This is a genomic window from Falsiroseomonas stagni DSM 19981 (assembly GCF_900114315.1).
GTDB lineage: Bacteria > Pseudomonadota > Alphaproteobacteria > Acetobacterales > Acetobacteraceae > Falsiroseomonas > Falsiroseomonas stagni.
Window position 1 is genome coordinate 1 of the sequence record NZ_FOSQ01000033.1, and the last position, 11093, is coordinate 11093.

Annotated in this window: 5 protein-coding genes and 2 pseudogenes; 2 read left to right on the forward strand and 5 right to left on the reverse strand. The window is 63.2% G+C overall.

The features are described from left to right. Positions 1 to 302 precede the first annotated feature (302 nt). Positions 303 to 1235: pseudogene (locus BM041_RS29485) on the reverse strand (IS481 family transposase); the annotation flags it as partial. An 89-nt stretch (positions 1236 to 1324) separates the two neighbouring features. Here BM041_RS29485 and BM041_RS29490 point away from each other — a divergent pair. Next, positions 1325 to 1699 (forward strand): annotated as a pseudogene (locus BM041_RS29490) (transposase); the annotation flags it as partial. A gap of 89 nt (positions 1700 to 1788) precedes the next feature. On the opposite strand, the gene BM041_RS29495 reads toward BM041_RS29490, so the two are convergent. Both BM041_RS29495 and BM041_RS29500 read right to left on the reverse strand, forming a co-directional pair. Next, a complete protein-coding gene (locus tag BM041_RS29495) occupies positions 1789 to 2604 on the reverse strand; it encodes an efflux RND transporter periplasmic adaptor subunit (RefSeq protein ID WP_092963639.1) in 816 nt (271 codons plus the stop codon). Further along, entirely contained in the window at positions 2604 to 4082 is a 1479-nt protein-coding gene (locus BM041_RS29500) for a TolC family protein (protein ID WP_175534259.1), read from the reverse strand. The genes BM041_RS29495 and BM041_RS29500 overlap by 1 nt, the downstream gene beginning before the upstream one ends. A 99-nt stretch (positions 4083 to 4181) precedes the next feature. Between BM041_RS29500 and BM041_RS30900 the strand changes: the two genes are divergently transcribed. Continuing rightward, entirely contained in the window at positions 4182 to 4487 is a 306-nt protein-coding gene (locus BM041_RS30900; RefSeq protein ID WP_175534260.1) for a hypothetical protein, read from the forward strand. Positions 4488 to 4535: 48 nt separating this feature from the next. On the opposite strand, the gene BM041_RS29505 is transcribed toward BM041_RS30900, so the two are convergent. Both BM041_RS29505 and BM041_RS30905 read right to left on the reverse strand, forming a co-directional pair. Continuing rightward, positions 4536 to 4835 carry a DUF3467 domain-containing protein gene (locus BM041_RS29505; RefSeq protein ID WP_175534261.1) on the reverse strand — a complete coding sequence of 100 codons (300 nt, stop codon included), beginning with the start codon at positions 4833 to 4835 and terminating at the stop codon, positions 4536 to 4538. 34 nt (positions 4836 to 4869) lie between these two features. Beyond that, positions 4870 to 11067, reverse strand: a complete 6198-nt coding sequence (locus tag BM041_RS30905; RefSeq protein WP_217648897.1) for a beta strand repeat-containing protein — start codon at positions 11065 to 11067, stop codon at positions 4870 to 4872. Positions 11068 to 11093 lie beyond the last annotated feature (26 nt).

Sequence of the window (11093 nt, forward strand, 5' to 3'; positions counted from 1 at the left end):
GCACGGCATGGAATGCGCTGACCGACGATCCAGCCCGCATCACCTCAATCGCCACACGCGACTGGGCACAGGTCACTGTTTAGGGGCGCCGGTATCAGACCTGCGACCAGGAGACCCCCACGATGACCGACGAAACGATGGCCCAGCGAGGGCTGCTCGAGACATCCTCTGATGCAGAACCGCTGCAGGCGACCTGGCAGTGCTGACGCGTCCACTTCATGCGCAATGGGACGGCGCATCCCGGCAAGACGCAGCGCCGCCCGGTCTCCGCCTGGCTTGGCACCGCCGTAGCTGTCGTTGCCAAGGACGTTGTCCCTGTTGATGCGGCTGAGGGGAGGTTTTCCCTTCAGGGCGGAGTGTGGGCGGGCGGTGTTGTAGTCGTGCAGCCAGGGGCGCATGGCGCGGGTTCGCTCATCCGAGCTTCGGAAGGGCGTGGCATAGGCCCATTCGCGGATGCTGGTCTGTATGAAGCGTTCGGCCTTGCCGTTGGTCCTCGGCGTGTAGGGTCGGGTGCGCTTGTGCTGCAGGCCATACGCCGCGATGGCCTTGGCGAAGGGTGTGCTCCGATAGGCTGACCCGTTGTCGGTCATGACGCGCTGGACGGTAACGCCATGCGCCTTGAACCAGGCCATGGCGGCATCGAGAAAGGCCACGGCGCTTTCCCTCTTTTCGTCGGGCATCATGGCGGTGAAGGCGAGGCGAGAGGCGTCGTCGATGGCGACGTGGAGGAATTCCCATCCGGTGCCGCGCTTGCCGCTCTGGCCGTGGCGATCGCCGGTGATGCGGTGGCCGATACCGTCGATGCGGCCAAGCTTCTTGATGTCGATATGGACCAGCTCGCCTGGATGCTCGCGCTCGTAGCGGATGATCTCGGGCTTCGGGTCCAGTGCCTTGAGGCGGTTGAGGCCGAGACGCCGCAGCACCAACCCGACGGTGGAGGTGGGGATGCCGAGCTGGCGGGCGATGGCAGGTCCGGTCCGGCGCTGACGGCGCAGAGCCTCGATCTGGGCGGTCCTCTCGGGAGGCAGGCGCCTTGGGCTGCAAAGCGGTCTGGCGGACCGGTCACGCAGACCGGGCAAGCCCTCGGCGGCAAAGCGGTCGCGCCATTTGCGGACCGTCTTGGCGCTCAGCCCCAGGGCCGCGGCGACAGCGCCAACCGGCTGCCCCGCCGCCAGCCGCTGCACAATCAGCATTCGACCATGCGGCGTGGTTCGGGCATTCTCATGGCTGTCCATCCGGGGCTCCGAGTTGCTGGGTGTTGGCCTCGCAACCACAGCCAACCAACTCAGCCCCGGAGGGACAACCTCCATAGCAACGACAGCTAGCCGACGCCGATGCACCCGCCGCCGACGCGCCGTGGCGCCGCGTCGCCGACCCACTTCGCCCGAAAGTGCCAAAGCTGGCCGAACTGATGGACGCCGCCGAGCATGACGTGCTGGCCTACGCGGAGTCACCGCGCGAGCACCGCGCCAAGATCTACAGCACCAACCGGATCAGGCGCCTCAGCGGCGAAATCAAGCGCACCACCGATGTCGTTGGCATCTGTCCGAATGAGGGCGCCATCACCCGCCTCATCGGCGCCGATCTCCTCGAACTGTCAGACGACTGGGCCAACCAGCGCGCCCGCTTCGTGACCCTGGCAACCATCGGCTCCATGAGTGACCATACCACCGTCAGCCCGCCCGCCGTGACCGCCTGACCAGCGACTGCCCCCGCCGAGAAGCACCGCTCCTACACCACGCCATGGGGCATGATCTACCGGCGCAGACCGCGAAGGCTGCGGGGCCGTCAGTCGACCAAGCGCAAACGCGCGGGTACGCCGGCACGCAACGACTCGTTGCTATTCGCAAACTCGACACGCACTTCAACGAGGCCGCTAGCAGGGTCAGCTACGGGGCCAACTAGCGTTACGGTTCCGAGAACTTCGACTTCCCCCGCTACATCGTCGACACTGACCAATACCGACGCCCCCAACCTAAATCGTGCAGCCACCCGTGCCTCAAACGCCCCGACAAACAGAAGGCGATCAACGACGACGAGCCGAATGATCGGCTCGTTGGCCAGAACACTCTCGCCGGGGAAACGCATAACGCGAGCGATACGGCCCGCGATCGGGGCGCGCAAAGAGCGCCGCTCGAGTACCTCTCCGGCGATCTCGTAGTCGACCAGTTCCATCTGCTTTTGCGCCCGCCTGACCTCGATCTCTGTTGCAACGACGATGGCGGCAAGCTCGCGTGCCTGGAGATCCTCTCGGCTGATGGCCACCCCGTTTGCATGCATCGATCGTGCCGCCCGCAGTTGGGCGAGGATAAGCGGCTGCCGCGCTAGTGCACCGGACAGTTCGGCCCGGCTCTCAAGGATCGCACGCCTCCGACGCACCTCCATCGCTTCGAGATTGCTATCAACAGCCAAGAGGCGCGCGGCGGGCTCTACGCGGTCACCCTCACGCACCAACAACTCCTCGATCCGCCCGGTAACGGGGAGCGATAGATTGAGGTCGAAGAGCGGCCGCGTGTATCCTGGAAGCCAAATGTCCTGAGCAAAAGAGGGATGGGCCGAAAGCAGCAGAAGAAGGCAAAGCATCTCCCGAAAACGTAACAACATCAGTCGCGCTCCAGCTCTTCAGCCAGTCTCCCGCTCGTGAACGCAATCGCGAACCGTGCCCGATATGCGGCGGCCTTGCGTGACAACAATTGCTCCTCGGCCTGGAGTAACTCCAGGCGCCGCCGCTGCAGTTCAACACCAGACATGCGTCCGCCCTCCGCTTGTACGTCGGCCGAACGCAACAGTTCACGCTGGCTCATGACAAGCGCGCGCTGGCTCTCCAACTGCCTCACAGCACCCTCTGCCGCTTCGCGGGTGCTCTCGACCTCATTAGCGATCCTCTGCCTTGCGGCAACAAGCGCGAGTTCCGACTGATCTCGACGCAGTCGCGCGGCGTCGTGATCAGCCCGCGCACGCTGATTTCCCTGCAGCGGTACTCGCAACTCGATACCAACGCCCCATACGCGATTGGGCCCACGCGCGGCCCGCCCCACGGAGGACTGGGCCGAATCCGAAAGGCCATCCAGGTCGTAGCGTGCCGTGATATCCAACTGCGGCAGGAGCTGGTTTTCCGCAGCAGATATTCGGATGCTATCCCTGGCCACACGAAGGGCGGCTATCCGGCTCTCCGAACGCCGTTCGAAGGCAGTATTCCGCATCGACTCGACGTCCGGTACCGTCAGCGCGCGATCTCCGATCCTCGGAACATTCCTGATCTGCACGGCGGCGGGCACGGGGCCATCTCGAAGCCTACCCTCAGTCGCCAGCAGCAGGCTACGCATTGAAGCTCGCGCCTCCACCATGTCCTGCCGCGCCTGTTCAAGTTGCAGTCGCCGGGTGTCCCTGAACACGACCGCTTCGATGACTGCTGAACCTGGCCGTGCGCCGAGTGCCGCCATGCGTTGCGCCGTTCGAACAAGCTGTTCCGCAACCTCCAGCGAGGAGCGAAGAAGTTCGACCCGCTCAGTCGCCTCTTGAAACTGGATATAGCTTCCCACCGCGTCTGCCAGCCGTTGCTGGACGGACAGGCGGAAGATCTCCTCGGCCAGGCGTTCCTCGTATTCTGCGATGTTGATCGGCGCTCTATTGAAGGTGCGTCCCGCGCCGCGCAGCAATGGCTGCGTCACCGATACGCCGACAACCGACCTGAATTCGCGCCCATAGAGGCTCTGAGGCTGAAGATTGTTCCGATAACGATCGATCCGGTAGGCAAACTCAACATCGCCACCCGATTCAGTACGCGAGGCGAGACCCACCTTGAAATCTGTGACTCTGCTATCGAAGGAATTCGACAAGCCTCTCTGAAGTCGCTCCTGCGCTGTGTTCTCGACGTTCGACCGGTCGCGCCGCCCATTGATGAACGCCGAAGGTTCGAATGCCCCGCGTGCCCCCCGAAGATCCGCACCCGCTATATCAATATCAAGTCGCCTGCCCGCCAAGGTATCGTCCGCGAGCAGTACGGCCTCGGCGAACGCCCGCAGTGACAACGTCGTCTCCGCGGAGGCCGGTTGCCATGCCGCCGCGGCGAGCGCGATCAATCCGCTCCACTTCAAAAACCCCAACACTGACAATGAATATCTCCCAATCCTGCCGCTCGTGCCATCTGCCGTCAGCGTCGAGACGTATCCAGTACACACGTGAGCGTCTCCACCCGACCGCGCACAACGGTCGGCGACATGATGACGCGATTGGCGAGCGTCACCTCCAGTGAATTAGCGGGAACCATCCAGCCCTTGTTCATGCCGAAAAGCAGGTTGACTTGGTCCGAACTGAACGCACCACTGGCAACATTGGCGCAAGTCGTCGTCATCCACGCAACAACGAGGCGGCTGCAAGCGGCAGTCGATGGCGCAGAAATGTCGCTCCGTCCCGGCACCGGTGTCGTCTCGGCGCCGCTCCTGCTGGCATCGTTCGTCATGCACACCCCGTCTCAGCGGATGTAGGTGGGGATCGCTCTTGCCAGCATCGCGAAAGGACGCTGGCACGCCGAGCTAGACGCGTCCCGCGTTGAGGACGCGCGTAAGGGTGTCCACGAGGCCGCGAGCCACACTCGTGGTTATGATGATCCGGTTCGACAGACCCACCTCAATTGGAGCGCCGGAAACGGCCCAGCCCTTGTTCATCCCGAACAGGAGCAGGATTTCATCCGTCGTTGCGGCAACGCTCGCTACATTCGCGTAGGTCGTCACCATGTCCTTGTCGTCGAAACGGATGGATACGGCCCTTGAGTTCGCCTCCGCCTCCGTAGCCGGGACCGGCAGTTCAGCGGCCGTCATGTCGGTATCACTCATCATCAAGCTCCATGCTCATGTGAAAAAATGCGGGCTAAATTCGCGTCACAAAGGACGGCTTCCCCGCCGCAGTGATCTTCGTCAGAAGCCCGGTGTAGGACACGTCGATATCGTCGGCCCCGGAATTACCGAGCCCAAGCGCAGACGAGAGATAAAGCGACGACGCGGAGATGTTCGCCATTTCGTCAGTCGTGCCATCGAGAATTGCTCCCGCACGACTGATCACGGAGACTGCACCGCCAGTCATCCGGCCGAGAGTGACGTTGTTCTGGGCGGAAATAGATATCGCCGCCTTACCGGCATTCAGGGTCGCCGCCGCCATAACAGCATCAGTCCCCGCAATCAGCGAAATTGCGCCAACCGCAGTGTTGCTGCCAGTCAGCCTCAGCGAACCAGTTGACGATACCGTCAGCGTACCGTTCGCCGCGAATGCGTCGATGGTGGTTGCGCCGGTGTTGGCCAACGATAGCGCTCCTGCGGAACCCGAAATAGCACCGGCAACCGCTGTATCGAGATCACCGGCGGCCGCGACACCCGCGTTGAGCTTGGCACTCAAGACCAGGGACGCTGCGGTCACATTTGCGCCTTCATCGGCACTGCCGTCGAGGATCGATCCAGTCGTACTAGTCAGGGTGACCGCCGAACCGCTGACCCGCGTCAAAGTGACATTCGAGACCCCACGCAGGCTGACATCACCAGTAGCAACGATACCGCTGCCAGCCAGCATCGTCAGCGCCCCGCCTGCCGCCATGGAAACCTTCGCCGCTGATGTGACACCACTGAGTGTCATCGCGCCCGTCGCAGACATGTCGAAGGAACCGACGGCTGTCAGCGTCCCGACATTGACTGCTCCAATACTGTTCAGCCACGCACTCCCGCCTACAGTGGCGGCAAGGGCACCGGTAGTCGTAAGGTCGAGCCTGTCGCTGATGGTGCCCAATCCACCCGACGCAAGGAGCGTCAGGGCGCCGGCCGTGATGTTCGCAGTTTCGACAGAGTTTCCATCAAGGATGGCCCCTGCGGCGCTCTCCAGTCGCACAGCCCCGCCGACGACCCGACTCAAGGTCATGTCACCGCCGGCTTTAAGCGTAACGGCGGCCGTGCCGCTCAGGATGGTCGCCGTATCGGCCATCCACAGTGTCGTACCTGCGGCAAGGGATACCACACCAGACAGCCCACCATTGACAGTGATGGAGGTGCCGGCAACTGCCGAGAGCGCACTGGTACCGGCCAGCGTACCGAGCGTCAGGCTTCCGACTGCCTGCAGATGAACAGACTTGGAAGAGCCGGACGTCAATCCACTGACAGCGAGATCCAAGTCGCCCGCTCCGGATATACCGGCCGCAACCGCTGCCTTGAGAGACAAACTCGATGCCGTGATGTTCGCGCCCTCTGCCGGGCTGCCATCGATGATGGAGCCGGATGTGCTGACCAGGGCGACCGCACCTCCGGCAATCGACGTCAACGTCAAGTCGCCTACCGACGTCATGTTAAGGGCACCAGAACCGCCATCGACAGTGGCTGATACGCCCATCGTGAGCGCAGCACCCGAGGAAATGGTAAGGCCGGCCGCGCTGGTTGCACCGAGCAGCGAGAGACTTCCGGTCGCCGACAAGGTCATAGCGCCCGTCGCCCTGAGCCCATTCACTATCGTCGCGCCAGTATTGGCCAGCCACACATTCCGCCCCGAGCCGCTGATCGCGCCGGACACTGCGACATCCAGGCCAGCGGCGCCGGCCCCTCCAATGTCGAGCCCGGCCTGGATCCTCAGCGTCGAGGCGGAAACATTCGCCGCCATCGTGCCAGTCGCGTCGACAATGGCGCCCGTAACACTCGTCAAGTTCACGTCGCTGCCACGCAAGCGGGTCAGCGTCGTTGTGCCAGTGGCGTAGACGGAAACTGACCCATTGGCACCGATGCTCGACATCCCCTGCATCATCACCGCGGCGCCCGAGTTGATGGAAAGCGATGTCGCCGTGACCTCACCCGTAAGCGTTATGGCGCCGACAGCTGCCAAGGACATGGCGTTCCCCGACGTCATCGTGCCGACCACAAGCCCTCCGGTCGCTTGGAGCGAGAGGAACCGCCCTGCGCGGGCAGACACCAAGGCCGTGGCGTCCAACTCGAGCGCGGACGAGCTCGTGCCGATGTCGCCGCTAGCCGTCATCACCAGTGTGTTCGCGGTCACGTTGGCTGCCTCCGCCGCCGTGCCGTCAAGAATAGACCCCGCGCTGGACGTGATTCTTACCGTGCCACCGGTGACCTTGCCCAGCGTGACGGTCCCCGTGGCGGCAAGGGTAACCGCGGTCGAACCGCCCTCAATGGCAGCACCATCCGCCATGGTCAGGGCGGTCCCGGCGGCCATGTCAACGCCTGCCGCACTAACGGTCCCATCCAGCTGAAGCGCACCGGTTGATGCAAGCGTAACCGTCCCGGAAGTGCTCCACGTGCCCAGGGTGGTCGCGCCAACATTGCTCAGCCAAAGGCCACGTGCACTCCCGGTTATCGCACCGGTAATCGCTGTATTGAGATTGCCTGCGCCGACTGCGCCAACGTCGAGCGCAGCCCGAAGATCGAGCGTCGATGCGATGACGTTGGCATTCTCATCGCTCCGTGTGTCCTGAATCGAACCCACGGAACTGGTAAGGTAGACTGAAGTGCCGGTCACTCGATTGAGGGAAACACTAGCACTCGCTGACAACCGGGCGATGCCAGCCACCGCCACGCTGCCTGCGCTTCCCATACTGAGAGAACCTGCGGAACTCAACAGGTCGGCCGATCCAGCGTTGACCAGTCCGAGCAACGATATCGACCCCGTTGACAAGGCACTCAACGCGCCGCCCACCGATACAGCACCCAGTGTCAAGGCGCCGGGAGTCGATAGAGCCAGGACCCCTCCGGCCGACGCCGATACCGCGCCGGTGACGCCGACATCGAGACCATCGAGAGTTGTACCAATGCTCCCCTTCTCAGCGATCAGCGAAAGGGTCGCGGCGGTTACATTTGTTGCCTCATCCGAACTCGCATCGACAATCGAACCAGTCGACGACTGCAGGGAGACGGCACCGCCCGTGACCTGAGTAACACTCACGTCGCCGTTGGCAGCAACGGTCACAATGCCGACCCCGGCGTTGAGCGCTGCACTGCCGGACATGGCGAGCCCGCCTGCGCCTGTCAGCGCCAGCCCCGTCCCGGAGACGACGCCCGACACGGCCACGCCCCCGCCGGACTTGAATGTCGCGCTCTTGCCCGACGCAAGAGCTCCGAGAGACATACCTCCAGAGGAAGTCAGCCACGTCTCCCCCCCCACCCTGCCCGATATCACGCCGGTAACGGCGACATTCAGGTCGGCAAGGCCGACCTGGCCGGCATCGCGGCCAGCGGTGAGATCCAGGGATGCCGCAGTGACGTTGTTTGCCTCCGCTGCTGTTCCATCGACGATCGAGCCAGCGGTGCTGATCAACGTAACCGCACCACCCGTGACGCTGGCCAACGTCATCTGCCCGGCGGCCGTAAGCCGGGCCGCGCCCGAACCGATGGCCGTCACGATGGCCGTTGAGGCCATCACAATAGACCCGAGATCTACCGCAACATCGACGCTCGCGGCCTGAATCGCGCTGAGGATCGACAGCGACATACTTGAGGCTATCGAGGCAGCGCCTGTGGCCGTCACAGTCCCGATGCTGATGGAATTCGACGACCCCCTGACAGTTGGATCCAGGAGGATCAAGGCGACGTTTCCAGCCCCCGCAGTGGCAGACGCGATGCTTGCCGAGTCAATATACAGCGGCGTCGCTGCCGTCCCGCCGATACCACCCTGCGGCGCCGAGAGAACAACCAAATTGGCTCTGACATTACGCGAGGGCCCGGCCTGATTATCGCTGATCGAGCCCGTGTCGGAATGCAGCACTGCCGTGTTGCCCATAATCTGAGACACAAGCAGGTTGCCGTAGGCCGACGCTGTCGCCGTGCCCATGCCAGCGTCCAGAAGACTGCCGGAGTTCATTACCAGGTCCCCGGACCTGGTACGGAGCGTGGCGTGCGTACCGCGCGCAGTGTCGGTCAACGTCAATGCCTGTCCTGCGTCCACAACCAATGAGAGACCTGCAGTTGCGTAGTCGACCTGCAGCGACCCGGCCGCGGTAATGGCGATGTATCCGTTGGCAGTTGCCGACTTGAGAACATTCGCATCCACCACGAGGCCGGAGCTATCGCTTGACACACCGATGCTGCCCTTCGCATCGAGGATCAGAATGGTGCCGTCCAGGTTGCTGAAAGAACCGACCTTATTGTCGACGATACTCCCATCTGCCGTGAGCGTTACCTCCGTCCCGCCCAACGAGGTGAGGTAGATGTCCGCCATCGCGGAAATGCCGACGGTTCCGGCGCTGATCAGTCTGGACCCGGTCCCCATGAGGAACGATCCGGCGCTATTTGCTGTCGAAAGCACAGTCAGATCCACCGAACCGGCATCGATAGACTGGGTAACCGTCAGACTGCCATGCGCAGTTGCAACCAGACTTCCTCCTACACTCAGGTCAACGATGTTCACCGCACCAAGCGTCTCGAGGTGAGCAGCACCGCCCGTCGAGCACCCGGCGAGATGGCGCACATCCAGGTCGAGGTCGGCCACATCCGGTGCGCCGGCGCTACCGGCGGCGTTGAGTGTCAACGTGCCGCCCGATGTCACGTTCGCAAATTCGGCTGCAGTCGTGTCTTCGACGTCCCCGGTTTGGCTCCAGATGGATACCGTCGGCGCCAAGACGGACGATACGCCGACGTCTCCGTTACCAGTGAGCGTGACGGACGTAGTGCCCTCAACGACCGACCCGTCCTGCAGTGTCAGCACGCCCCCGAACGCCGCAAGATAGACCTGCGATGCAAACACGTTGCCCGTGACGCTCAGGCTCGAGTCTGACTCTAGCTTTGCAACGCCCGCCGCCTGCATCGTTGTCAGTGTCGTTGCGCCCAACACATCGAGGTGAATCGAGCCCGCAACAGCGGAAACGTTGGAGATCAGCGGCGTAGTCACGGAGAGCAGACTGGATGAAGCACCAATGCTGCCGGTCGACGAAACGATCACCAGCGCCGTGTTCGCCGTAATGAGGGCAGGCGAGTCGACTTCAAGCACGCTGCCAACCGCGCTGATGCTAATCAACTCGCCCTTCACCAGGGATAGTCGCGCATCCTCCGATGTCGTGATCGATGCAGAACCGGTTCCTGCGTCGAGGAGTGCGCCAGCACCCATCGTGAAGCGTCCAGTCGCGCCGCCGCCCTGCGTCTCGAGGGTGACACCCTCGCCGGTCATGGCGGTATCCAACTGAACCGCCTTCAAGGCGACCAGATTGAGGGCTGCATCAGCGCCGATCGTGGCGATGGACAGCGTGCTCTCGGACACCAGGAAGATTGAACCAGCGGCTGTCAGAGAGCCGATCCGCGCCACCGCAATGGTAATGGGCGCCAGGGTAGAACTACCGATGGAGCCCAAAGCGACACCATCCAGCGTTGCGCCGGTGAAGTTCGTGTAGCCCGCGGACAGCGCCGACAAGACTGGTCCGTCAATATGCAGCGTGATGTCGTCGCCAGTCACCGTTGCGACAGTGAAGGCGCCACCGATCGTGGTCAGATCAACATCGCCATCCGTGCTGATGATCGCGGCGGACGTCATTGTCATCCCACCGCCCGTTGTAACCAGCGTAATCGAGTTGAGACCGCCGCCCGCACCGGCGGAAACTGTCCCCGTGATCGTAGCGGCCCCCGTGCTTTCAAGCTCGACAAGCCCGCCGGCAGTCACACTTCCGATGCTCGTCGAACCCGCCACGTCGATATAGGTAGAGCCCGCAGTCGCCCTACTACGTGCAATCGTCGTCGCCATGACGGCGAACGGCATGGCGGCACTGCCAATATCGATGCCGGCATGGAGATCGAGTGAATCTGCCTTAACCGCCAAGCCTGCTCCGCTGTTGCTGATCGATCCGGCGTTGGCCGTCACATCAACCGCTCCGCCAGTCACGCCGTGAAGCGAAACGCTGGCTGCCGCCTCGATGCTGACAGGGCCGTTACCCGCGCTCATCGTCGCGGTCGGCGAGACCATGATGTTACCGGCACTCGTGGAGACGTCGATCGAGGCCGCGGTCGTCGTGCCGGTAAAGGTGATGGCGCCGCTGCCCGCAATGGCCAGGTCGTCACCAACCGTCAGTCTTGTCACGGAGACCGCGCCGGCCGTCGTCACGTACATCGCGCCACCGACATCGGCGG